At 73.3% G+C, this 20,682-nt stretch carries 26 protein-coding genes and 2 pseudogenes; 13 read left to right on the forward strand and 15 right to left on the reverse strand.

The genetic code is table 11. The features are described 5' to 3' along the window. Positions 1–56: 56 nt before the first annotated feature. Together G6R13_RS10295 and G6R13_RS10300 are read right to left on the reverse strand one after the other, a co-directional pair. Complete coding sequence (locus G6R13_RS10295) at positions 57–869, reverse strand: cytochrome c oxidase assembly protein (RefSeq protein WP_163721648.1); 813 nt, start codon at positions 867–869, stop codon at positions 57–59. Positions 870–882: 13 nt separating this feature from the next. Next, positions 883–1,419: a DUF2243 domain-containing protein gene (locus G6R13_RS10300; RefSeq protein ID WP_163721633.1), complete on the reverse strand. Its 537-nt coding sequence runs from the start codon at positions 1,417–1,419 to the stop codon at positions 883–885. Between the two features lie 99 nt (positions 1,420–1,518). On the opposite strand from G6R13_RS10300, the gene G6R13_RS10305 reads away from it, so the two are divergent. Next, entirely contained in the window at positions 1,519–1,872 is a 354-nt protein-coding gene (locus tag G6R13_RS10305; RefSeq protein ID WP_225348749.1) for an NUDIX domain-containing protein, read from the forward strand. A gap of 142 nt (positions 1,873–2,014) precedes the next feature. Here the strand turns inward: G6R13_RS10305 and G6R13_RS10310 are convergent, their stop codons facing one another. Both G6R13_RS10310 and G6R13_RS10315 read right to left on the reverse strand, forming a co-directional pair. After that, entirely contained in the window at positions 2,015–2,788 is a 774-nt protein-coding gene (locus tag G6R13_RS10310) for a class I SAM-dependent methyltransferase (RefSeq protein ID WP_163721635.1), read from the reverse strand. Continuing rightward, positions 2,785–3,303, reverse strand: a complete 519-nt coding sequence (locus G6R13_RS10315) for a hypothetical protein (protein ID WP_163721637.1) — start codon at positions 3,301–3,303, stop codon at positions 2,785–2,787. Before G6R13_RS10315 ends, G6R13_RS10310 begins: the two co-directional genes overlap by 4 nt. 59 nt (positions 3,304–3,362) lie before the next feature. On the opposite strand from G6R13_RS10315, the gene G6R13_RS10320 reads away from it, so the two are divergent. The 3 genes from G6R13_RS10320 to G6R13_RS10330 all read left to right on the forward strand — a co-directional run bounded on the left by G6R13_RS10320 (position 3,363) and on the right by G6R13_RS10330 (position 5,153). Next, positions 3,363–3,932 (forward strand): adenylate kinase, encoded by a 570-nt coding sequence (locus G6R13_RS10320; protein WP_049145716.1) that lies wholly within the window; start codon positions 3,363–3,365, stop codon positions 3,930–3,932. 124 nt (positions 3,933–4,056) lie between these two features. Beyond that, positions 4,057–4,497, forward strand: coding sequence for a hypothetical protein (locus G6R13_RS10325; protein ID WP_010080019.1), 441 nt, complete (start codon positions 4,057–4,059; stop codon positions 4,495–4,497). Between the two features lie 140 nt (positions 4,498–4,637). Continuing rightward, complete coding sequence (locus G6R13_RS10330; RefSeq protein WP_049145708.1) at positions 4,638–5,153, forward strand: GNAT family N-acetyltransferase; 516 nt, start codon at positions 4,638–4,640, stop codon at positions 5,151–5,153. 52 nt (positions 5,154–5,205) lie between these two features. Here the strand turns inward: G6R13_RS10330 and G6R13_RS12360 are convergent, their stop codons facing one another. From G6R13_RS12360 to G6R13_RS10370, 8 genes and pseudogenes are all read right to left on the reverse strand, one after another. Next, complete coding sequence (locus G6R13_RS12360) at positions 5,206–5,757, reverse strand: hypothetical protein (protein ID WP_225348748.1); 552 nt, start codon at positions 5,755–5,757, stop codon at positions 5,206–5,208. Beyond that, positions 5,754–6,326: a DUF2812 domain-containing protein gene (locus G6R13_RS10340; protein ID WP_049145701.1), complete on the reverse strand. Its 573-nt coding sequence runs from the start codon at positions 6,324–6,326 to the stop codon at positions 5,754–5,756. Before G6R13_RS10340 ends, G6R13_RS12360 begins: the two co-directional genes overlap by 4 nt. 61 nt (positions 6,327–6,387) lie before the next feature. Further along, entirely contained in the window at positions 6,388–6,567 is a 180-nt protein-coding gene (locus tag G6R13_RS10345) for a hypothetical protein (RefSeq protein WP_158184041.1), read from the reverse strand. Positions 6,568–6,688: 121 nt separating this feature from the next. Beyond that, positions 6,689–6,850 carry a hypothetical protein gene (locus G6R13_RS10350; RefSeq protein WP_153239435.1) on the reverse strand — a complete coding sequence of 54 codons (162 nt, stop codon included), beginning with the start codon at positions 6,848–6,850 and terminating at the stop codon, positions 6,689–6,691. Between the two features lie 286 nt (positions 6,851–7,136). Continuing rightward, a pseudogene (locus G6R13_RS12460) lies at positions 7,137–7,271 on the reverse strand (GNAT family N-acetyltransferase); the annotation flags it as partial. 47 nt (positions 7,272–7,318) lie between these two features. Next, entirely contained in the window at positions 7,319–7,732 is a 414-nt protein-coding gene (locus tag G6R13_RS10360) for a VOC family protein (protein WP_060775191.1), read from the reverse strand. A gap of 45 nt (positions 7,733–7,777) precedes the next feature. Further along, positions 7,778–9,103 (reverse strand): MFS transporter, encoded by a 1,326-nt coding sequence (locus G6R13_RS10365; protein ID WP_240335738.1) that lies wholly within the window; start codon positions 9,101–9,103, stop codon positions 7,778–7,780. Next, positions 9,100–9,828 carry a class I SAM-dependent methyltransferase gene (locus G6R13_RS10370; protein ID WP_041103385.1) on the reverse strand — a complete coding sequence of 243 codons (729 nt, stop codon included), beginning with the start codon at positions 9,826–9,828 and terminating at the stop codon, positions 9,100–9,102. The genes G6R13_RS10365 and G6R13_RS10370 overlap by 4 nt, the downstream gene beginning before the upstream one ends. 296 nt (positions 9,829–10,124) lie before the next feature. Between G6R13_RS10370 and G6R13_RS10375 the strand changes: the two genes are divergently transcribed. The 7 genes from G6R13_RS10375 (at position 10,125) to G6R13_RS10405 (ending at position 16,570) form a co-directional block, all read left to right on the forward strand. Next, entirely contained in the window at positions 10,125–11,474 is a 1,350-nt protein-coding gene (locus G6R13_RS10375; protein WP_020626562.1) for a PLP-dependent transferase, read from the forward strand. A 1-nt stretch (position 11,475) separates the two neighbouring features. After that, on the forward strand, positions 11,476–12,786 hold the full coding sequence (locus tag G6R13_RS10380; RefSeq protein ID WP_041103384.1) for a cystathionine gamma-synthase: 1,311 nt from the start codon (positions 11,476–11,478) through the stop codon (positions 12,784–12,786). Next, positions 12,783–13,829 carry a DUF1852 domain-containing protein gene (locus G6R13_RS10385; RefSeq protein WP_052520042.1) on the forward strand — a complete coding sequence of 349 codons (1,047 nt, stop codon included), beginning with the start codon at positions 12,783–12,785 and terminating at the stop codon, positions 13,827–13,829. Before G6R13_RS10380 ends, G6R13_RS10385 begins: the two co-directional genes overlap by 4 nt. Then, entirely contained in the window at positions 13,826–14,857 is a 1,032-nt protein-coding gene (locus G6R13_RS10390) for a methionine synthase (protein ID WP_036314939.1), read from the forward strand. The genes G6R13_RS10385 and G6R13_RS10390 overlap by 4 nt, the downstream gene beginning before the upstream one ends. A 196-nt stretch (positions 14,858–15,053) precedes the next feature. Beyond that, complete coding sequence (locus G6R13_RS10395; RefSeq protein ID WP_060973795.1) at positions 15,054–15,395, forward strand: luciferase family protein; 342 nt, start codon at positions 15,054–15,056, stop codon at positions 15,393–15,395. Between the two features lie 75 nt (positions 15,396–15,470). Next, a complete protein-coding gene (locus tag G6R13_RS10400; RefSeq protein WP_134416925.1) occupies positions 15,471–15,983 on the forward strand; it encodes a helix-turn-helix domain-containing protein in 513 nt (170 codons plus the stop codon). Further along, positions 15,983–16,570 carry a PIN domain-containing protein gene (locus G6R13_RS10405; RefSeq protein ID WP_036314945.1) on the forward strand — a complete coding sequence of 196 codons (588 nt, stop codon included), beginning with the start codon at positions 15,983–15,985 and terminating at the stop codon, positions 16,568–16,570. The genes G6R13_RS10400 and G6R13_RS10405 overlap by 1 nt, the downstream gene beginning before the upstream one ends. Positions 16,571–16,603: 33 nt before the next feature. On the opposite strand, the gene lysE is transcribed toward G6R13_RS10405, so the two are convergent. Further along, positions 16,604–17,218 (reverse strand): L-lysine exporter, encoded by a 615-nt coding sequence (gene lysE, locus G6R13_RS10410; protein WP_060973796.1) that lies wholly within the window; start codon positions 17,216–17,218, stop codon positions 16,604–16,606. Between the two features lie 71 nt (positions 17,219–17,289). Between lysE and G6R13_RS10415 the strand changes: the two genes are divergently transcribed. Continuing rightward, a complete protein-coding gene (locus tag G6R13_RS10415; protein ID WP_163721639.1) occupies positions 17,290–18,165 on the forward strand; it encodes an ArgP/LysG family DNA-binding transcriptional regulator in 876 nt (291 codons plus the stop codon). Between the two features lie 24 nt (positions 18,166–18,189). Here the strand turns inward: G6R13_RS10415 and G6R13_RS10420 are convergent, their stop codons facing one another. Both G6R13_RS10420 and G6R13_RS10425 read right to left on the reverse strand, forming a co-directional pair. Then, positions 18,190–19,260: a GNAT family N-acetyltransferase gene (locus tag G6R13_RS10420; RefSeq protein WP_163721641.1), complete on the reverse strand. Its 1,071-nt coding sequence runs from the start codon at positions 19,258–19,260 to the stop codon at positions 18,190–18,192. A gap of 414 nt (positions 19,261–19,674) precedes the next feature. Next, complete coding sequence (locus G6R13_RS10425) at positions 19,675–20,079, reverse strand: GNAT family N-acetyltransferase (RefSeq protein ID WP_148244930.1); 405 nt, start codon at positions 20,077–20,079, stop codon at positions 19,675–19,677. A gap of 482 nt (positions 20,080–20,561) precedes the next feature. Here G6R13_RS10425 and G6R13_RS10430 point away from each other — a divergent pair. Then, positions 20,562–20,663: pseudogene (locus G6R13_RS10430) on the forward strand (manganese catalase family protein); the annotation flags it as partial. Positions 20,664–20,682 lie beyond the last annotated feature (19 nt).

Here is a 20,682-nt window from a genome sequence, read left to right on the forward strand (position 1 = left end):
GCTGTGCTCAGGACCGCGTCATGAGGACGCGGTCCTGAGCACATCGAGCGGTCTTCTCAGGACGCCGCCCGGGCCACCACACCGCCCCGCCCCGACCGCACCGGCGCGGTGCGGCGGTACCAGTCCAGGCAGAAGACGGCGATCAGCACGAGGTCGATCCAGTCGCCGCCGTAGTACATGAGCTGGGCGCCGGCCTGGGCCTCCGCCACGCCCACGCCCGCCGGCGGATGCGCGTAGACGTGCTTGGAGAGGATCGCGTGCAGCGCGAGGAACGCCACGAGCACACCTGCCCGCAGCGGGTGTCCGTGCGGGTGCGGTGCCGGGTCCACCTGCAGGATCGCGGCGGTGAACACCCACCCGGCCAGCAGCACGTGCACGTGCACCAGCAGATGCCCCACCGCGGAGGCATGCATCCAGGCGTGCAGGGGTGTGGTGTAGAGCAGCCACAGCCCGCCGATGTTCAGCAGCCCCGCCACCACCGGGTACGAGACCACCCGCACGTACGGCGTGGACAGCACCCGGGACAGCCGCCGCGCCCACGCCACGGGCAGGCCCCGCAGGGCCACGGTCACCGGCGCGGACAGCACCAGCAGCAGCGGGGCGAGCATGCCCAGCAGCAGGTGCCCCCACATGTGGGCCGTGAAGTCGTGGTGGCCGAGCACCCCCAGCGGTCCCACCGCCACGACGCCGGCCACCACCCCCGCGGCCGCGCTCAGGGTGCGCGCGTCGGACCAGGCGCGGCCCCGGCGTCGTCCGGCGCGGACCAGCGCCGCATAGGCGACCAGGAACAGCAGGAGTCCGCCGCCGATGACGACGCCGGCCAGCGGGAACGGGGCGCTCGCCGCCTGGGCGCCGAGCTCCGCCCCGATCCCGCCGGGGTGCTCATGTACGGGCGGCCGCCCGGCGGGAGCCGCGCCGCCACGCCAGGGTGCCGATCACGAGGAAGGCGATCGCAATGGCCATCCACACGAGGTCGTACACGAGGATGTCGTCCACGGGCGCGTACGGGCCGGTGCCCTGCAGCTCCGTGGGGATGACCTCGTACCGGATCTGGTGGATCCTCATGAGCTTGTGCTGGACGGTGCCGTCCCACGCCTGGAACGCGCCCGCGCCGATCAGCACCGCCGGCCACCACCGGCCGACGCCGGGGCCGCCGCGGCGTCGCACGTCCGCGAAGAGGAACAGCCCGGCCACGGCGGCGAACCAGCCGAAGGCGTGGAAGAGTCCGTCGGAGACCAGGCCGACGGCCGCGGTGGACAGGTCGTAGAAGTGGTGCCAGTGCAGGAGCTGGTGCAGGACGACCTCGTCGACGAAGGCGGCCACGCCCACCCCGAAGAGGATCCCGGACAGCAGCAGGCGGCGGTGGAGGTCGGGGGCGGGGCGGCCGACGGGCCGAGCCGTGACGGAGGGGGAGGCCATGGCGCCCACGCTAGCGGCAGTTCCCAGCGAATGCCCAGGTCACGGGCGTCATCCACGCACCGGCCGCAGTGGCGGTCCCGTGAGGCGATGATGGTGCCCATGGCCGCCCACTCCTTCGCCCTCGTGCCCTCCTCCTACGTCCTCTTGCTGCGGGGACGGGAGGTGCTGCTGCAGCGCCGGCATCACACCGGGTACATGGACGGGTTCTGGGTGGCGGGCGCCGCCGGGCACGTGGAGCCGGGGGAGGCGGCCCGGCAGGGGGCGGTCCGGGAGACGGCGGAGGAGCTCGGCGTCGAGATCGAGCCTGCTGCCCTCGAGCTGCTGACCGTCATGCAGCGCACGGACGGCACGGACACCCCGCGCGAGCAGCGCGTGGACTGGTTCTGGGCCTGCCGGTCCTGGGCGGGTGAGCCGCGGATCTGCGAGCCCGGCAAGGCCCCCCACCTGGAGTAGTTCCCCCTGGATTCGTTGCCGAGCCCGATTCCGGACTACGAGCGGCTCGTGCTGGAGGGCCTGCGCGACGGCGACCTCACCCCGGACACGGCGGTCGGGTTCGGGGGCTGAGGGGCATAGGGGCTCGCCGTCCACCGCCCGGTCAGTCCCGCACCGCCTCCACCACCATGAGCGGGTGCTCGGCGGGGTCGAAGGCCGTGCGGTGCCAGTCTCCGGAGAGCCGTTCCACCCGCAGCCCCGCTGCGGCCAGGTCCGCGCGCACCTGCTCCGCGGAGCGGAACTGCAGGTGCTGGTCCACCTCGGACACCTCCCCGGAGTCGAGGAACTCGGTGCGCACGCGCATCGTCACCACCCCGTGCCGGTCCGGGGCGGAGGTGCGCTCCGACTCGAGGACCCGCCCGGCCGGCATCGTGCGCTCCGTGGGGTCCTGCTGCCAGCCCTCCCACGCGCGCCGGACGGGGTTGCGCGTCTCGAAGACCAGGCGGCCGCCGGGCACGAGCCCCGCACCGATGCGCCGCAGCGACGCGTGCCAGTCGTCGTCGACCAGGTGCATGGCCACGTTGCCGCTCATCACCACCAGGTCGGCGGAGTCCGGCGCGATCAGCCCCGCATCCCCGTGTCGCCACTCGACGCCGTTCCCGCCCGGGCGCGCGCGGGCCGCCGCGAGCATGGCCTCGGCCGGGTCGATCCCGACAACGTCCCGCCCCGGGCCCGCGAGCGTCACCGTCAGGATGCCGGTGCCGCAGCCGAGGTCGACGATGCGGGTGCTGGCCCGCGCGGCCGAGACCTCGTCCGCGACCCGGCGGAAGAACGCGTGGTCCTCGCCCGCGGGGTTGTCCACGTCGTAGATCGCGGCGAGGCGGGCGTCGTCGTAGGTGCGCCGGTTGGCCTCGGCGCGGGAGGGGGCGTCGGTCATGCGCGCAGTCTGTCACCCGGGGCGGGCGCCCCCTGCCGCAGGGCCTGCCCCGCCACGATCAGCAGCATCGCCGCGCCGGCCGCCGCGGCCCCGGCCGGTCCCGCGGCGGGCACGCGGAGCATCGCCGCCAGGGCGCCGACCAGGCCCAGGACCAGCATCGACCCGCCGATCCACCGGAACACCGGCGCGCCGAACGCGCGCGCGAACGGCAGGAAGTGCGCGCCCACCACGGCCGCCACCAGGGCGATCTGCGCCGGGGGCGGCAGGGCGGGCAGGGTCCGGCGGCGGAGCAGGACCGCCGCGAGGGCGAAGACGGCGAGGGCGACCGCCGCACTGCGGAGCATGCTCTGAGCGTCGCCGGGCAACCCGGCGATCCCGGCGAGCAGGAAGGCCATGCCGCCGACCACCCCGATCAGCCCGCCGAAGACCACCGGATGACCCGCCCGGCTGATCCCGCGGACGCGCTGGCCGTCCACGATCTGCCTGTGAGCGTTGCCTGTGTGCACCTGTGTCATCGTTCCCCTCCTGCTGTGTGCGACCGGGGCCATCGTGTCACGGCCGTTAGCCTCCTCCCATGCCCTCCGCCTCGATCGACCACGTGCGGCAGGCCCGCCGCGTCCTGTTCCACGGGGTCACGGGGGCCGGGAAGTCCACCGCGGCCGTGCGGCTCGGCGCTGTGCTCGGCCTGCCGGTCACCCTCGTGGACGAGGAGTTCGGCTGGCTGCCGGGCTGGGTCCCGCGGCCGGAGGCCGAGCAGACCGCCCTGGCGGACTCGGTCACGGCGGGGGAGGCCTGGGTGCTGGACTCCGCCTACGGCTTCTACCGGCCGATGGTCATGAAGCGGACCGACGTCGTCATCGCCCTGGACTACTCGCGGGCCCGGACCTTCACGCGCCTGGTGCGGCGCACGATCCGCCGGGTGGTGGGGCAGGGGGAGATGTGCAACGGCAACCGCGAGTCCTGGCGTCGGGTGCTCGGGGAGGAGTCGATCCTGCGCTGGCACGCCGCCACGTTCGACCGCAAGCGGGCATGGGCCCGGGAGCGGGAGGCCGCGGCGGAGGGGGCGCCGGTGCTGCGCCTGAGCACGCCGCGGCAGTGGGAGTGGGTGCTGGCCCGGCTGGAGGGCAGGCGGCAGGCTCCCTGAAGCACGCTGCTCCTCCGGACCTCACGTCGTGCTCAGGACCGCGTCCTCAGGACACGGTCCTGAGCAGAAGGGGAGGTCCTGCGGCCGCCTCGCCCTTCGTCCCGCGCTCTGACAGGGTGGGGCCATGGACGGGATGGAGCGGGAGAAGGTCTGGCACGTGCGGATCGCCGTCGCGGCGGCGCTCGTGGGATGCGCCGGCGTCGTGTCCGGACTGCGGCACGAGCTGGGGCTGGGATGGGCGGTCGGGCTGCTGACGGCGTGCCTCCTGGGCGTGGCCCTCGCCCTGCGCGACGTGCACCACCGGGTGGACCAGGAGGAGGCGGGGCGTCAGGTGTTCTACGCCGGCCGGGGGAGTACGGCGTGGTTCGCGGTGGTGATGGTGGGGGTCGCGATCGTGCCGGGCATGGTGATCCCCCTGCTCGCGGACGGGGCCGCCACGGCGCTGGGTGTGGGACTCTTCGCCGCCGTGCTGACCGCGGCGGCACACGGCGTGCTCGCGGCCACCACCACCGGGGAGCCGCAGCCCGAGCCGGTCCCGGTGCCGTTGCGCCGCGAGGACGGCTGAGAATCCGCTGCGGAAGTGACCCTTCTGAGGGCGGTGGCGGTCGCCAGAAGGGTCAGTTCCGCAGTGGATTCGGCGACGCCGGAGCACTCAGGAGCACGTCGGGCGCCGGGCGTCGGACGCTCCCGTGGCACCATCGGCTCATGCCCGAGCGCCCCGCCCCCACGCCGCCCGCCGCCACACCCGGCCCCGCCCCTGCCGTCCATGCCGCGGGCTTCGACGAGCTCGACCGGACGACGGCCTACCGCCTCTGGCAGCTGCGGTCGCTGGTGTTCGTCGTCGAGCAGGACTGCCCCTACCTGGACCTGGACGGCCGCGACCTCGAGCCGGCCACCGTCCACCTGTGGGTCGAGGACGAGGCGGGCACGCCCGTCGCCACGCTGCGGCTGCTGGACGACGGCGACGTCGCCCGCATCGGCCGCGTCGTCACCCACCCCGACGCGCGGGGCCGGGCCCTGGCCGGGGCGCTGCTGGACGAGGCGGTCGCCCGGATCGGCGGGCGGCCGAGCGTGCTGGACGCCCAGGCCCACCTGGCGCACTGGTACGCCCGCTGGGGCTACGCGCCGGACGGGCCGGAGTTCCTCGAGGACGGCATCCCGCACGTGCCGATGCGGCGGGCGGGGGCGGGTGCGACGGACGGGCGTCGCGCGCACACCTGAGAATCGACTGCGGAAGTGACCCTTCTGGGGGTGTCAGCGGGCGTCAGAGGGGTCACTTCTGCAGTCGATTCCGGACGTCGCCGCTCGACGTCGCCTGGGTCACCGTCGCCTGCAGCTCCGCGGCCGTCTCTGGATCCGGGGTCACCACAGTGAACCGCTGTCCGTCGTGGGTGGTGAGGACCAGCCCGGCGGGGCCGCCGAGGTCCAGGCGCACGCCGCGGCGGGAGCGGGCCCGCCCCGTCACCGGCCAGTTGATGTAGGCGACGCCCGGGCCGACGTCGTCCTGGACCTCCACCGTGGCCAGTGAGTCCAGGGGCAGCTCGCGGGAGTACAGCGGGGCCCGGAGGCGGAGTACGCCGGCGGCGGGGTCCGCCGCGAGCTCGATGCGGGCGCGCAGGAACGCCACCTGGCTCAGCCACACGACCAGCCCGAGGCTCACCGCGGCGATCACGAGGATGCCCGCCGACCGTAGGGCCTGATCCAGCACGAGCAAGAGGACCAAGGGGAGCGCCGTGACGAACACCAACGCCCACCCCAGCACCGCGTAGCCGGGCGGCGGCTCGACGACGGCGGTGCGCGCCGCCTCGGCCGGCGCGGTGGTCATCGGCGCCGGTCCGGGTCCGACGGGGGCTTCAGCCCGAACCGGACGATGTGGAACGCCAGACCCAGCAGCAAGAGCCCCCAGCCGATGAGTCCTCGCCATTCGAGGTCCGTGAAGGAGAGGACGTAGAGGCCCGCGACGGTGGCGAGCACCGCCGCAAGAGGCCAGTCGGCGGCCGCCATCGCCAGCACCACCAGGAGCACGGCGGCGATCGTCACTGCGGTGTACCGCAGGAACAGGGCGCGGTTGCCGAGCGCCTCCTCGAGTCGTGACTCCGTGCCGGTGTGGACGGGGGTGGTACCGGGGGCGGCCTTGAAGAGGCGGATGTGGCCGTAGGTGAGCGCGGGCGTCCAGCCGGCGGCCCGGAAGAGGTCGAAGTGGTGGTCGTCGGGGTCGGTCTCGTAGGACATGTCGAAGACGACGTCCTCGGGCTCGGCGTCCTCGAAGCGCCAGCCGTGGGCGGCCAGGGAGAACCCGGTCAGCCGCTGGCCGCGGCGGGCCGTGTCTTCGAACCTCGCGAGGTCCTTCTCCGGGGTGAAGGCCGGCCCACTGCTCATGCGTGTGGTGCTCATGTCGTCTCCATGATCTGGTCGGCCATCGCCAGGATTCCGCGCCGGCGCTCGATGTCGCTCATCAGGACGCCGCGTCCCCGGGGGTGAGGCGATGGACGCGTCGGGCGTCGTCGCCGTCGAACTCCTCGATGAACCCGGCATCCCTGAGCTTCTTCAACGTGGTGTGGAGATGCGGATCATCGGGGTCCCGCCACTCCCCGAGAATCATTGAGGGATATATCTCTGAGTGACACTCAGTCATCGACTGCCGGTGGGTGCAAGGGGATGGGGCATCGGATGCCGACCTTGACGCCCCCCCGGGCGCGACGACGCCCCGGATGCGCGCGGCACCCGGGGCGTCGTCGGTGGGACGAGGTGGTCGGTCAGTGGCCGTAGCCGCCCTCGTCGTTCTCCTCGGTCTCCTTCTCGGACTGCTCGGCCTTGGCCGCGAGGCCGTCGACCTCGGCGGGCGCCTGCTGCGCGGCCTGGTCCTGGTCGCCGGGGGCGTCGGAGTTCTTCGTCTCGGGGATCTGCTGATCAGCCATGGGTGCCCTCCTCAGGCGTGGTGGGAGGGGCGCCGGGTGAGCGCCCCCTGTCCGACGGCGCCCGGGGTGGGGTGGGCCGACGTCGTCGCAAGTCAACCAAGGGTCAGGCCGACACGCCCACCCCTGGCCCTCCTGCCGGAGGCCCCCGGGTCAGTCCTTGCCGGGCAGCAGGTCGCGGGCGGTCTCGGCGGCGCGCTGGAGCAGGGAGTCGTCCCCGCCGCCGGCCCAGGAGGGGTCGTGGGGCATCGGGCCCATCGGATCGGCCGCGTCCGGGTCGGGTCCACCGCTGCACCTCGTTGCGCGACTTGGCTCGCGGGTAGTAGCGCATGACCTCCGCGTCTCCGAGGAGCCGGCACATGTCGTCGAGGTCAGCGTCGGTCATGCACCGGAACGTGAGTCGATCGGTGGGTTGCGGGATCACCCGACGACCTTACCGACGGCACTGAGCCGTGCCGCGGTCTGCCGCGCTCACCCCACGAAGACGCAGAAGGGGTGGCCGGCCGGGTCCGCGAACACGTACAGGGGCTCGTCCTCGTCGTCGGAGCGGTCCTGGACGAGGCGCCCGCCCAGGCGCAGGGCGTGGCCGTGGGCCGCGTCGAGGGAATCGCGGTCCGGCACGGTGAAATCCAGGTGCAGCTGCATCGGCACCTCGGGTGACGGCCACGTGCTGGGCTTCAGTTCCTCGGTGCGCTGGAATGTCAGGACGCGGCGGCCGTCGTCGTCCAGCAGCACGAGCCAGTCCGCGCTGTCCGGCTCGCGGCCGTCCGCGAGCTCGTCGCCCGCGCGGTAGTGGAGGCCGAGGAGCTCGCGGTAGAACTCCGCGACGGAACGGATGTCGGCGGCGTCGACGACCGGCTGCTGGAGCACGGGGCGGCTGACCATGGCCACACATTAAGCGACCTCGGCGTCCGCGTCAGCGTCTCGGCCTCAGTCGACGTCGTCGCGCCCCGCATCCACCCACCGCGCGGCCGGCACGACGGCGGCCAGCGAGACCACCGCCAGGACCTGCCACCCCGCGAGCGCCCAGCCGACCCCGAGCGTCGCCCCGAGCGCACCTCCCGCGAGGGTCGCCAGCGGCACGGAGCCCCGGGTGAGGGTGCGGCGCATCGCGGTGACCCGCCCGAGCGTGCCCTCGGGGCAGGCGCGGGCGGTCACGGCGGCCTGGGTGATGTTCCCGAGCAGGACCATGAACCCCCAGAGGGCCGCGCCGGCCAGCAGCCACGGCCCGGCATGAGCGCGGTCGACGTAGGCCAGCAGGTGCAGCCCCACGGCCACGGCGCAGCCGACCGAGCCGAGGAGGATGCACCGGCGCTCGCCCAGGCGGTCGATGGCCCGGCCCGCCAGGGACGAGGCCGCCAGTGCCCCGACCGCGCCCGCGGTGATCTGGACGCCCAGGAACTCCGGCCCGAGCCGCAGGTCGGTCAGGATCCAGACCGCCTCGACCGGGGCGAAGAGGGCCATGCCCACATTGGCGGCCACCGACCCCATCGTCAGCAGCCACAGGACCGGGGTGCGCCGCAGGACCGTCCACCCCTCCGCGGCGTCCTTCCCGAACCGGGCCCAGCGGGAGAGGACGTCCGCGACGCCGGGGTCCCCGTCGTCGTCCGGGACGTCCGCCGCGGCGGAGGGCCGCAACCGCACCCGGAGCGCGACGATCGCCGCCGCGAAGAGGAACGCCGTCGCGATGCCGAGCACGGGCCCTGCGCCCAGCGACCCGACGAGGACGCCCGCCGCGGCGGGCACGATCAACACGAGGGCGGCGTCGGCGGACTCGAGCCGCGCCGTCAGGCGGGCGACGGCGGTGGCCGGCACGACGCGCGGCACGAGCGCGGTCTGGGTGGTCTCGGCCAGCACCGTGAGCACGCCCAGCAGGGCCATGACGGCGGCGAGGTGGCCGAACGTGAGCGCGTCGAGCGCCCACGCCACGACGAGCGAGCCGAGCACCGCCGCCTTGGCGAGGCCGGTGGCCGCGAGCAGCTGCGGGCTGAGGTGCCGGTCCACCACGATGCCGATGGGCACGCCGAGCAGGAGGAATCCCAACCCGGAGAGCGTCATCAGCACGCCCATGCCGTCGGCGCCCACGCCGAGCAGGAGCACCGCCAGGACGTCCAGGGCGACGTCCGTGGCGGACCGGCCACCCGCGTCGAGGGCGTTGGAGGCGACCAGCCACCGCGCCCGTCCTTCCGGCGGCGGGGGCGTCTCAGCGTCAGGGGTGCGGGGGGCAGGCGTCTGACGACGCGGGTCCGTGCTCACCGCCACACGTGGAGCAGGTAGCCGTAGCTCAGCGACGTCGTTGCGGGGTGCTCGGCGAGCCACGCGTCGGCGACCCCTCGCTCGAACTCCAGCCGCAGGACGGCCTCGAGGTCGGCGCGGGAGTCGAAGGTCCACGAGCTCATGACCTCACGGGTCTCGGCCCCGATGCCGGCCCACCACTCGCGCGCGTACGTGTCCTGGCCCTGCGCCGCCGCGTTCGTGCTCGCCCGCAGCAGCTCGGCGAACTGGCCGCGCTCGGTGTCGTTGTCGATCACCACGAGCGCGCCGCCGGGCCGCAGCACCCGGGTGACCTCGTCCAGGCCGGGTCGGACGTCCCAGCGCGGGTGCGGGAAGAAGTACGCGAACCGGGCATGCACGACGTCGACGCTCGCCTCCGGCAGCGGGATCTGCTCGGCCGAGCCGTACAGCACGCGCGCCCCGCCGGGGCGGGCGCGGGCGGCCCCCAGCAGGCGCACGTCCGGCTCGACGGCGATCGTCTCGGCCGCGTCGGCGTAGCGGGGCAGCCAGAAGCCGGTGCCCGCACCGAGGTCGAGCAGCGTCCGCCCGGCCCAAGGCGCCGCCTCCTGCAGCGCCGCCCAGAGGGCGCCCTCACGGTCCATGGCCGCGTTCTCTATCTCGTACAGCGCCGGGTCCACGCCCTGGTTGCCCGAGGGACGGAAGTCGGGCAGGCCCGTGGCCGGTCCGCCCGGTGTGCTCTGCGTCATGCCCGGGAGTCTGACACACCCCCCCCTCCACGCCGGTCCGTCACACGGGTCTGCCACGGCCCGCCGCGCCCCGGAGAGGCTCCGGCCGGTCCTGGATGGCGCGGTGGCGGCTCATGTGACGCGCGAGCCGGCCGCCCGCTGGACTCGCGGCGGCCCACCGCGTGGGATGGGCTCACCACCCATCCAGAGCGGCCGAGAGATCTGGCTCGACGACGCCGCAGCAACCCGCCCGCCGGACCCGGACCCCCGGGAACGGCAGGCCCGGTGCTACCGCCAGGACCGATGGAGGAGAGCAGATGCCCCGTCACGCCACACAGCAAGTCCACGCCGGCTACGAGCCCGCCGCACCCCACCGGCCGGTCGTCCCGCCCATCCACCAGACCACGGCGTTCCGTTTCCCGGACCACGCCACGGCGGCATCGATGTTCCGGCTCGAGACCCCCGGCTTCACCTACAGCCGCACGGGCAACCCGACCGTCGCGGTGTTCGAGAACCGCCTCGCCGCACTGGAGGGCGGCATCGGCGCGATCGCCACGGCCACCGGCCAGGCCGCCGTCGCGCTGTCCCTGCTGGCGCTGCTGCAGGGCGACAAGCACCTGGTCGCCTCCAGCCAGCTCTACGGGGGCACCGTCGACCTGCTGACGGACACGTTCGCGGACTTCGGCATCGAGGTCACCTTCGCGGACCCGGCGGACCCGCCCGCGTGGGCCGCCGCGGTCCGGCCCGACACGCGCGCGTTCTTCCTCGAGGCCATCACCAACCCGCTCGCCACCCTCCCGGACCTGCCCGCGCTCGCGGACCTCGCCCACGCGGCCGGTGTGCCGGTGGTGGTGGACAGCACCCTCGCGACGCCGGCCCTCTACCGGCCGCTGGAGCACGGCGCCGACGTCGTCGTGCACTCGGCCACCAAGTTCCTCGGCGGACACGGCGCGGTGCTCGGCGGCGCGATCGTGGACGGCGGCACGTTCGACTACGGCGCGGCGCCGGACCGGTGGCCGCAGCTGGCCCGGCCCAAGGCCCGCTACGGCGGGCAGACGCTGGTCGAGCGGCACGGCCGTGGCGCCTACCTGACGCTGGCCCGCAGCAAGTTCCTGCACGACCTCGGCCCCACCCTCGCCCCCGCGAGCGCGGCGCAGTTCATCCAGGGGCTCGAGACGCTCGACCTGCGCGTGGCCCGCCACACCGCCACCGCGCTGGCCGTGGCCCAACACCTGGCCGGGCACCCCGCGGTCGCGCGGGTGCACCACCCCGGTGTGGCCGGGCATCCCAGCGCGGCGCTGGCCGCCCGCGACTTCCCGGACGGCGTCGGCTCGGTGTTCTCCTTCGACCTGGCCTGCGGCCCCGAGGCCGTGGCCCCGTTCCTCGACGCGCTCGAGCTGTTCCAGCTGGTGGTCAACGTCGGTGACGCCCGGTCCCTCGTCTCCCACCCGGCGACCATGACGCACTGCCGCCTGACGCGGCAGCAGCGCGAGGCCGCCGGGATCGCCGAGACCACCGTCCGGCTCTCCATCGGGCTGGAGTGTCCCGACGACCTGATCGCGGACCTGGACCGTGCCCTGGCCGCGGTGTCCGCCGCCGGGCCGGCCGTCCCCGCCGCCACGCCCGCCGTCCCCGAGACCGCCGCCGTCACCCAGGAGGTGCGCTGAGATGACCGCCGTCCACCACACCACCCGCTCCGTGTCCCGCCCCGCCGTCCGCGGCTTCACCACCACCGCCGTGCACGCCGGCCAGGAGCCCGACCCGCTGACCGGCGCCGTGGTGCCGCCGATCTACCAGACCAGCACCTTCGTGCAGGACGGCATCAACGTGCTGCGCGCCGGGCATGAGTACAGCCGGGGCTCCAACCCGACCCGGAACGGCTTCGAGACCCAGCTCGCCGCCCTCGAGCACGGCGACCGGGCGTTCGCGTTCGCCTCCGGGCTCGCCGCCGAGGACGCCCTCCTGCGGGCCGTGCTGCGCCCCGGCGACCACATCGTGCTGGGCGGCGACGGCTACGGCGGCACCCACCGCCTCATCACCACCGTCCTCGAGCCGTGGGGCGTGTCCAACACCCCCGTGGACATCACCGACCCGACGGCGGTCGCCGCGGCCGTCCGTCCCGGCCGCACCGCGCTGCTGTGGGTGGAGACGCCGTCCAACCCGCTGCTCGGCATCGCGGACCTGGCCGCCTGGGCGCAGATCGCCCACGACGCCGGCGCGCTGCTGGTCGTGGACAACACGTTCGCCTCGCCCTACCTCCAGCGGCCCCTCGACCTCGGCGCGGACGTCGTGGTGCACTCCACCACCAAGTACATCGGCGGGCACTCGGACGTGCTCGGCGGCGCCGTGGTGGTGGCCGACCGCGAGTTCCGCGGCCGGGCGCTGGCCGAGGCGGTGGCCTACCAGCAGTTCGCCGCCGGTGCGGTCGCCGGCCCGCAGGACTCCTACCTCGCCGCCCGCGGCCTCAAGACGCTCGGCCTGCGCATGGACCGGCACGGCGCCAACGCCGCCGCGCTCGCGGGCTGGCTGCAGGGCCGCCCCGAGGTCGCCCAGGTCTTCTACCCCGGGCTGCCCGACCACCCGGGCCATGCACTCGCCGCGCGGCAGATGGACGGCTTCGGCGGGATCGTCTCCATCCGGTTGGCTGGGGGAGAGGCCGCGGCCCGCGCGTTCGCCGAGGCCACCGAGCTGTTCGCGCTCTCGGTCAGCCTCGGCGGGGTCGAATCGCTGCTCTGCTACTCCTCCGAGATGACCCACGCCTCCGTGCGGGGCACGCCCCTGGCCGTCCCCACGGACCTGGTCCGGCTCTCCGTCGGCATCGAGGACGTGGCCGACCTGCAGGCGGACCTCGAGGCCGGCCTCGAGTGCGCCGCACGCGTCGCCGCCGGCCGCGGGGCGCCGTCGTCGTCCGCGGTGCCCCGTCCCGCCCCCGCCCACCACCGCACCACCCACGCCCGCACCCCGGAGAGGACCCGATGAGCCACGCCACCCTTGTCCCGAGCACCGCGCCCACCCGCGTGGACGACCTGACGTTCAGCATCCACACCACGCCGTTCGACGAGGACTACACGCCCGCCGCCAGCACGCGCGCCACCACGAACTTCGCGAACCTCGCCCGCGGTGCGGACCGGCGGGAGAACCTGCGCGCCGCCCTGGCCATGATCGACGGGCGCCTCAACGACCTCGCCCCCTGGGACAACCCGGAGCGGGACCGCTACACGGCACGGATCGAGATCGTCTCGATCGACGTGCACTTCACCGCCGACGACGGCGCGGATGTCGACTTCCCGCTCATGGAGATGCTCGACGTGCGGGTGGTCGAGCGTGCGACGGGCGCTGTGCTCGGCCGCAGTGTGGGGAACAACTTCTCCTCCTACGTCCGCGACCACGACTTCTCCGTGGTGCTGCCCGCGCACGCGGCGACGTCGCCGGGGACCGAGGAGCCCGACGGCTTCGGCGACCTGCACGGGCGGCTGTTCCAGCACCTGCTCGACTCGCAGGCGTACCGGGAGCGGTTCCCGCAGCCGCCCGTGATCTGCATCAGCGTGTCGACGAGCCGCACCTACCGGCGGCTGACGAACGAGCACCCGGTGCTCGGGGTCGAGTACCGCCAGGACGAGCCCTCCCGCACGGACCGCTACTTCGGCCGGATGGGCCTGGGGATCCGGTGCTTCCTGCCGCGCGGGGCCGTGGCGCCGCTGGCGTTCTACTCGCGGGGCGACCTGCTCAACGACCACGCGAACCTCTCCCTGGCCGGGCTGATCGCCACCATGGAGACCTTCCAGCGGATCTACCGGCCGGAGATCTACAACGCGAACGCCGGGGCCGGCGAGGTCTACCGGCCGCGCCTGGACCACGGCGACTTCTCGCAGACCCGGATCGCCTACGACCGCGAGGAGCGGGCCCGCCTCGGCCGGGAGCAGGGGGAGTACACGCAGGAGCACTTCGTGGGCCCGCACCGCGACCTGCTGGAACGCTGGGCCGCCGCCCACGCCGCACGAGACACCGAGGAGACCCGATGACCACCCTGATCCCCACCGCCCTCGTCGGCAGCCTGCCGAAGCCCGGCTGGCTCGCCGAGGAGGAGACGCTCTGGTCGCCCTGGAAGCTCGAGGGGGAGCAGCTGCGCGAGGGCAAGCTCGACGCGCTCGCCCTCGCCGTGGCCGATCAGGAGCGTGCGGGCATCGACATCGTCTGCGACGGCGAGCAGACCCGCCAGCACTTCGTCACCACGTTCATCGAGCACCTCGGCGGTGTGGACTTCGACCGGCGCGAGACGGTGCGGATCCGCGACCGGTACGACGCGAGCGTGCCGACCGTCGTCGGGGAGGTGGGCCGGCCGGCGCCGGTGTTCGTGGACGACGCGAAGGCCCTGCGCGCGCGGACGGACCGGCCCATCAAGTGGACCCTGCCCGGGCCGATGACCATGATCGACACCCTCGCCGACCGCCACTACGGCAGCCGCGAGAAGCTCGCGTGGGAGTTCGCGCGCATCCTCAACGAGGAGGCGCGGGAGCTGGCGGCGGTGGGCGTCGACGTCGTGCAGTTCGACGAGCCCGCGTTCAACGTGTTCTTCGACGACGTCCGCGACTGGGGCGTGGCGACGCTCGAGCGTGCGGCCGAGGGCCTGACGTGTGAGACGGCCGTGCACATCTGTTACGGCTACGGGATCAAGGCGAACAACGACTGGAAGGCCACGCTCGGGGAGGAGTGGCGCCAGTACGAGACGTCGTTCCCGCTGCTGCGCGAGTCCACGATCGACACGATCGCCCTGGAGCGGCACCACTCCCGGGTGCCGGCGGAGCTCATCGGCCTGCTGCGCGGCAAGAAGGTGATGGTCGGCGCGATCGACGTGGCGAGCGACGAGATCGAGACGCCCGAGGAGGTCGCGGCGACCCTCCGGGAGACCCTCGAGTTCGTGGACGCGGACAAGCTGATCGCGAGCACCAACTGCGGCATGGCGCCGCTGGCTCGCTCCGTGGCGCGGGACAAGACCGCCGCGCTCGTGGCCGGCGCGCGGATCCTCCGGGAGGAGCTGGGCGGGGAGTGAGGGGGGCCTGATGGCCTTGCCTGGCCGGCGGGGCCCCGTCAGGATCGTCTGCATGGATCCTGATGCGAGCCCCCGTGTCCGGCTCACCGCTGACGATCCCCGGCCGGGCAGTCGTCCCGCGACGTCGACCGAGGGGCCCCACCGACAGCTTGATCAGCGATCATCGCCGGAGCTGTGGGGCCGTCTGGTCGCTGCGGTGTTCGCCCTCGACGGCGTCGAGGAGGGCCACAGCACCGTCTCGCCAGCAACGTCGCGCGCCGTCCACCTGACAGGCCGGCCGGAGGAGCGCACCCCGGAGGTCAACCTCTCACCAGGCCGGCGCTGGGAGCCGGTGCACCTGCATGGGGTGGACGACACGTCAGTGCACCTCGTCCTGGCGCCCGAGCGCGGCGTTCGTCTGACCGAGCTCGGATGGCTCGAACCGCATGGCTACGCGGACTTCGGCACGGAGTGGATGCTCTACGGTCCGCGGGACGAGGCGGAGCTGGCCGTCGTCGTCGGGATCATCGAGGAGTCGCTCGCCTACGCGCGCGGCTGACACAGTGTCCCGGGGCGGGGAAGCGGAGGCGGGAGGGGACTGCGAATTTTTCTTTTTCGCGGGTAGTCTTGTTCCATGACTGCGACGGTGAATGACAAGCACACGGTGCTGCCGCCGACGGACCTCGAGGAGATGCTCGACCTCGGCAGGTTCCTCGACGGCCTGACGCAGCCGGCCGCCCTGGTCGGCCCTGACGGCCAGAAGGTCCCCCTGCCGCCAGAGGCTTTCAACGTCCTGCGGGACGTCGTCGAGGCGATGCGGGTGGGCAAGGCCATCACGGTGGCACCCGTCGACCAGCTGCTCACGACACAAGAGGCGGCGAACTTCCTCGGCATCAGTCGTCCCACGCTGGTGAGGCTGCTCGAGGAGGGCGCGTTGCCGTACGAGAGGACGACCGGTGGTCGGCACCGACGCATCCGGCTCCAAGACGTCGTGTCCTATCAGCAGCGGAAGCGCGGGGAGCGGCGTGCCTCGCTGAGCGACCTCGTAGGGGAGGCCTCGTCTGCGGGGCTCTACGACCAGAAGGCGGAGTCCTACCGCGAGGCGTTGCGTCAGGCTCGCGCCGACCTCCGGGGTGAGCGCGGGTAGTGGCTCGCTTCAGCGCGGTGCTCGACGCGTGCGTCCTCGTGCCCATCGCCCAAGCGGACACCTTGCTGCATCTGGCCGAGGCGGGCCTCTATCGGCCGGTATGGAGTGGGCGGATCCTCGACGAGACGGTGCGCGCACTGGAAGCGATGCATCCAGACATGCGTGCGTCGGGGGCGGCGCGTCACCGTGCCGGGGTCATGGACGCCGCCTTCGACGACGCGCGGGTCGAGGGGTGGGAGCAGCTCGTGCCCGGGATTGATCTTCCGGACCCCGATGATCGGCATGTGGTCGCCGCCGCGATCCAGGGACGTGCTGACCTGATCGTCACGGCGAATCTGAAGGACTTCCCGCGGGAGGTCGTTGAGTCCTTCGACATCGAGGTGCAGAGTCCGGATGAGTTTTTCATGAACCAGCTCGACCTGGACCCGGCTCGAGTGATGACGGCCCTCGCAGCCCAAGCGGGCGCGACACGGAATCCTCCGTTGACCGTCAGGGACGTCCTTGAGCGGCTGGTGCCGTGCGGTGCACCCCTGTTCGCGGAGGCCGCACGAGCCCAGCTCTGGCGGGTCGACGTTGAGCGACCTTGATTCAGCCCGACGCCAGAACCGGCGTCTGTCGGCTCACCCCCACACGCCGGAACCGGCGATGAGCCGGACCGCGAGCACCGCCATGACCACCGCGATCACCACGTCCACCACGCGCCACGCCTTCGGGTCGGCGAGCACCCGGGCCAGCAGGCGCGCGCCGTAGCCGAGCGCGGTGAACCACAGGACCGAGGCGGCGACGGCGCCGGCGGCGAAGACCCACCGCGCGTCGGGACCGTGCTGGTTGGCGAGGCTGCCCAGCAGCACCACGGTGTCCAGGTAGACGTGCGGGTTGAGCCAGGTCAGTGCGAGCGTGGTGGCGACGACCGAGCCCGCGGTCCGCGGCGCCTGCTCGGCCACGAGCCCCTGCGGGCGCAGCGCGGCACGCAGGGAGGAGACCGCGAACCAGAGCAGGTACAGGGCGCCGCCCCAGCGCAGCACCTCGAGCAGCCACGGCACGGCCTGCACGAGCGCGCCCACCCCGGCGGTGCCGGCCAGGATCAGCACGGCGTCCGAAGCCATGCACACCAGCACGACGGCGCCCACATGCTCCCGGCGCACGCCCTGGCGGAGCACGAAGGCGTTCTGGGCGCCGATGGCGACGATGAGGGCGAGTCCGGTGAGCAGGCCGGTGCCGGCGAGGGTCCACATGGGTGAGGACGCTAGGGCCCGGCCGGGCCTGAGCCAAACGAAGAGAACTGCAGGTGCCTAAGCTCTGCTTCATGAACCTTGATCAGCTGCAGGCGCTGCGTGCGATCGCGGACGAGGGCTCGTTCGAGGCGGCCGCGTACGACCTCGGCGTCAGCGCCTCGGCGGTCAGCCAGCGCATCCGCGCCCTGGAGCGGGAGGTGGGCCAGGTGCTGCTCCGGCGCGGCACACCCTGCGAGCCGACCGAGGCCGGCGTCGGCCTGGTGCGCGTGGCCCGGCACATGCGGGTGCTCGAACAGGAGGCGTGGGCCGGGCTGGGTCGCACGGCGGCCGGGCGCAGCGTCACCTCCCTGGCCGTGCCCGCCGACGTGCTGGGCACGTGGTTCGGGCCCGTCCTGGCCGAGGCCGCCGACTGGGACGACACGGTCCTGGACCTGCACGTCGAGGACCAGGACCACAGCGCCCGGCTGCTGCGCCGGGGCGAGGTGCTGGCCGCCGTCACCACGGAGCCGCAGCCGGTGCAGGGGTGTGCGGCGGAGCCGCTGGGGAGCATGCGCTACGTCCCGCTCGCCTCGCCCGCCCTGCTCGCCCGGCACGCGGCGGGCGACGTCGTCGACCTCGGCGCGATGCCCATGATGCGCTACAACGCGAAGGACGACCTGCAGCGCCTCGCGCTGAGCGGCGCCGGGCTGGACGTCGCCCCGCCCACGCACCTGGCGCCGTCGTTCGACGGGTTCCACCGGTCCGTCCGGGCCGGCCTGGGGTGGGGGATGCTCGTGGGCGCCCAGGCCGTCGAGGACGTGCGCGCCGGCCGGCTGGTCCGCGTGCCCGGGCTCGACGACGTCCTCGTGCCCCTGTACTGGCAGGCGGCCACACTGCCCGTGACGCGCCTGGTGCGGCTCACGCGGGCGGTGCGGGAGGCGGCCCAGCGGACGCTCGAGCGGGGGTGAGGCGGCGCCGCGGGTCGCGGGCCGTCAGCGACGTCGCAGCGGTGCCGGCGCTTCCATGGACGCCTCGGCCAGCACGGGCCGGAAGCCCAACGCCTCGTTGACGTCGAGCATGTGCCGGTTCTCCTCGGCGTTCCACGTGATGATCGCGCGGGCCTCGGGCAGCGCGTCGCGCACGGCGATGAGGTTCGCCGCCTTCACGCGCATGCCGAGGCGGTGGCCGCGGTGCTCAGGCAGCACGATGGTGTCCCATTGGTCGATCAGCCCGTCCGGGCGCGAGCGGGGCGCCACCAGCTCGCTCAGGGCGACGATCCGGCCGGTGGCACGGTGCCGCGCCACCGCGCGGAAGAGCCGCCCGGTCGTCAGGATCTGCTCGTCCATGCGACGCACGCGGGCTGCATCCCAGACCTGCTCCACCACGGTGCGTTCCCCGGAGGGCACGTCCGTGGCCATGCAGGCCTTGAGGACGGCGAGGTCGTCCTGCAGGGACGCGTCGGCCGCGCCCTCCCAGGCGTGGAGCTCGTAGTCCGACGAGACGCGTTCGGCCTCGGCCAGGGCGACGGCGGGGTCGATCCCCGGATCGGCGAAGTCATACCGGCTCACCCGCTCGATCTGGGCGAGCGCGAAGCCGTAGGACTGGGCGAGACGCACACCCGGATGCTCGGCGGGCACCGCGCCGGCGCCGTTGGGCGGGGTGAGCGCCCGTTGCCCGGCCACCGGCGGCGGCGTCAGCGGCCAGGTCTCGAAACGGGTGAGGCCGGCGGTGTCCAGGACGAGCCGCTCGGCCAGTGCCCGGCCGTGGCCGCGTCCGCGGTGCCGCGGGTGGACGTAGACGTTGAGGGCGGCCGCGTCAGGGTCGTCGACGTGGTTGATCAGGACACGGGCGTAGCCGACCGCCTCGCCGTCGACGTACGCCAGGTAGCGGCGCAGCGTGTGGTCGGTCTCGGCGGCGGCCTGGATGAGCGCGTCCGTGGGGGTCTCGTCCCACTCGGTCGTGCCGATCAGTTCGTGGTTGTACTCGTCTCCGAGCTGGCAGTAGGCCCGCCAGTGGGGGTCGTCCGACGAGACGGGCAGGGGGAATTCGATGATGTCAGGCATGCGGTGACTGCTTTCTGAAGAAAGGGGTGGGCGCAGAGGCACCCGTCGAGCCGTGCTCGAGACGGGCGCGCGGGGAGGCCGGTGGTGGCTCGTCGGACCCACGGCGTCACTGCTGCTGCATCATGGGGTGAACTGTGTCACGATGCGGATCGGTGGGCAAGGGCCTTTGCTGTCGAGATGCAGGCAAGGTTCCACACGACGCGCGGTGGACTCTTCGCGTATCGGGCGGGATCCGGCCGGGGTGACACTGGGTGTCCAGGTGGGCGCCCCCGCGGGTCCCGGGGATCGCCCGAAACGTACGGGCGGCTGCCGCTCTGGCGGGTTGGTTGTGGCGGGCCGTGCGGCGGGGGGCAGGGCCGGAGGTGGCGCACACGGCGCATGGCAGGGCCCCTCGTCACTAACGACCGAATCTGCCTAATCGACGGGCTGGAATCCAAGTTTCTGGTAGATCCCCATGGCCGCCTCGGAGGTGCCCTCGCCGAAGCGCAGACTCAGGGCGGGGTCGCCGGCGGCGGAGCAGACGTCGACGGCGTGCTGCACCAGGGCGCGCCCGACCCCCTTCCCGCGCGCGGCGGGATCGGTGAAGAGGTCAATGATGAACGGCCCCGCGAGGTCCGCGTCCCAGATCGAGTGGGTGACCACCATGATCGCCCCGGCCAGGCGGCCGTCCACCCACGCCGAGGCGCTCGCGTCGGCGCGCAGCTCCCCGTAGTCGCCGCGGAAGGTCGCCTCCATCTCCTCCCGCGCTTCGGCCAGGTCGGAGGCGGCGACGTCGGGTGGGTAGCTCATCAGATAGCACTGGGCCAGATCGTCGGCCATCCCAACGTCCAACCCTCGAAAGTCGAGTCCTCCAGGGAGCTGGTCAGCAGGGTAGAGCTGCGGCAAGTGAAGAGTCAGAAGGTCAGTGGGCACAGTTGTTCCTCTCGTGATGGTGGGGTGTTCAGCGCGATGCCGTCAGAGAGTGAACATGGCTAGGAAGATAGCAGTGCAGAGGCGCAGTGGAGATAGGGCGAGACGCTCGGAGTGTGAGGGGCTGGTCTCGTGCTCGTGGAAGCGCAGCCACAAACGACCGGTTGTACCGCGTGCCGCTGGGAGTCACCTACCCGCCGCATCCGCAGGCGGAGGATGGCGAAAGCGCTCACCCCCCGAGTGGTGCTGGCGTCCATGGCGTGGGTGGTGACCGAGGCAGTTCTGGCGTGGGTCAGCTCTACGCGGGTCGGTCAGACCCGCGTAGCGTGGATGGTGTCCGGCGTGGAGCCCCTCGGGCCTTCGCGCGTCTGACCCGATCGAGGGAGTCTCTCGTGTACATCCACAAGCAGAAGCTTCAGCACGTCTCCAGCCCCGAGAAGCCTGACGCGGTCTACGCCCGCAAGCTGCAGGAGGTGATCGGCGGGCAGTACGGCGGGGCGTGTCAACTTGTCT

The organism is Micrococcus sp. Alg238-R198 (genome assembly GCF_900537135.1).
GTDB classification, from domain to species: domain Bacteria; phylum Actinomycetota; class Actinomycetes; order Actinomycetales; family Micrococcaceae; genus Micrococcus; species Micrococcus luteus.

Excerpts from the sequence above, each read along its gene's own strand:
- G6R13_RS10300 (WP_163721633.1), bottom strand. The coding sequence starts at position 1,419 with ATGGCCTCCCCCTCCGTCACGGCTCGGCCCGTCGGCCGCCCCGCCCCC.
- G6R13_RS10305 (WP_225348749.1), top strand. The coding sequence starts at position 1,519 with ATGGCCGCCCACTCCTTCGCCCTCGTGCCCTCCTCCTACGTCCTCTTG.
- G6R13_RS10310 (WP_163721635.1), bottom strand. The coding sequence starts at position 2,788 with ATGACCGACGCCCCCTCCCGCGCCGAGGCCAACCGGCGCACCTACGAC.
- G6R13_RS10315 (WP_163721637.1), bottom strand. The coding sequence starts at position 3,303 with ATGACACAGGTGCACACAGGCAACGCTCACAGGCAGATCGTGGACGGC.
- G6R13_RS10320 (WP_049145716.1), top strand. The coding sequence starts at position 3,363 with ATGCCCTCCGCCTCGATCGACCACGTGCGGCAGGCCCGCCGCGTCCTG.
- G6R13_RS10325 (WP_010080019.1), top strand. The coding sequence starts at position 4,057 with ATGGACGGGATGGAGCGGGAGAAGGTCTGGCACGTGCGGATCGCCGTC.
- G6R13_RS10330 (WP_049145708.1), top strand. The coding sequence starts at position 4,638 with ATGCCCGAGCGCCCCGCCCCCACGCCGCCCGCCGCCACACCCGGCCCC.
- G6R13_RS12360 (WP_225348748.1), bottom strand. The coding sequence starts at position 5,757 with ATGACCACCGCGCCGGCCGAGGCGGCGCGCACCGCCGTCGTCGAGCCG.
- G6R13_RS10340 (WP_049145701.1), bottom strand. The coding sequence starts at position 6,326 with ATGAGCACCACACGCATGAGCAGTGGGCCGGCCTTCACCCCGGAGAAG.
- G6R13_RS10345 (WP_158184041.1), bottom strand. The coding sequence starts at position 6,567 with ATGACTGAGTGTCACTCAGAGATATATCCCTCAATGATTCTCGGGGAG.
- G6R13_RS10350 (WP_153239435.1), bottom strand. The coding sequence starts at position 6,850 with ATGGCTGATCAGCAGATCCCCGAGACGAAGAACTCCGACGCCCCCGGC.
- G6R13_RS10360 (WP_060775191.1), bottom strand. The coding sequence starts at position 7,732 with ATGGTCAGCCGCCCCGTGCTCCAGCAGCCGGTCGTCGACGCCGCCGAC.
- G6R13_RS10370 (WP_041103385.1), bottom strand. The coding sequence starts at position 9,828 with ATGACGCAGAGCACACCGGGCGGACCGGCCACGGGCCTGCCCGACTTC.
- G6R13_RS10375 (WP_020626562.1), top strand. The coding sequence starts at position 10,125 with ATGCCCCGTCACGCCACACAGCAAGTCCACGCCGGCTACGAGCCCGCC.
- G6R13_RS10380 (WP_041103384.1), top strand. The coding sequence starts at position 11,476 with ATGACCGCCGTCCACCACACCACCCGCTCCGTGTCCCGCCCCGCCGTC.
- G6R13_RS10385 (WP_052520042.1), top strand. The coding sequence starts at position 12,783 with ATGAGCCACGCCACCCTTGTCCCGAGCACCGCGCCCACCCGCGTGGAC.
- G6R13_RS10390 (WP_036314939.1), top strand. The coding sequence starts at position 13,826 with ATGACCACCCTGATCCCCACCGCCCTCGTCGGCAGCCTGCCGAAGCCC.
- G6R13_RS10400 (WP_134416925.1), top strand. The coding sequence starts at position 15,471 with ATGACTGCGACGGTGAATGACAAGCACACGGTGCTGCCGCCGACGGAC.
- lysE (WP_060973796.1), bottom strand. The coding sequence starts at position 17,218 with ATGTGGACCCTCGCCGGCACCGGCCTGCTCACCGGACTCGCCCTCATC.
- G6R13_RS10415 (WP_163721639.1), top strand. The coding sequence starts at position 17,290 with ATGAACCTTGATCAGCTGCAGGCGCTGCGTGCGATCGCGGACGAGGGC.
- G6R13_RS10420 (WP_163721641.1), bottom strand. The coding sequence starts at position 19,260 with ATGCCTGACATCATCGAATTCCCCCTGCCCGTCTCGTCGGACGACCCC.
- G6R13_RS10425 (WP_148244930.1), bottom strand. The coding sequence starts at position 20,079 with ATGGCCGACGATCTGGCCCAGTGCTATCTGATGAGCTACCCACCCGAC.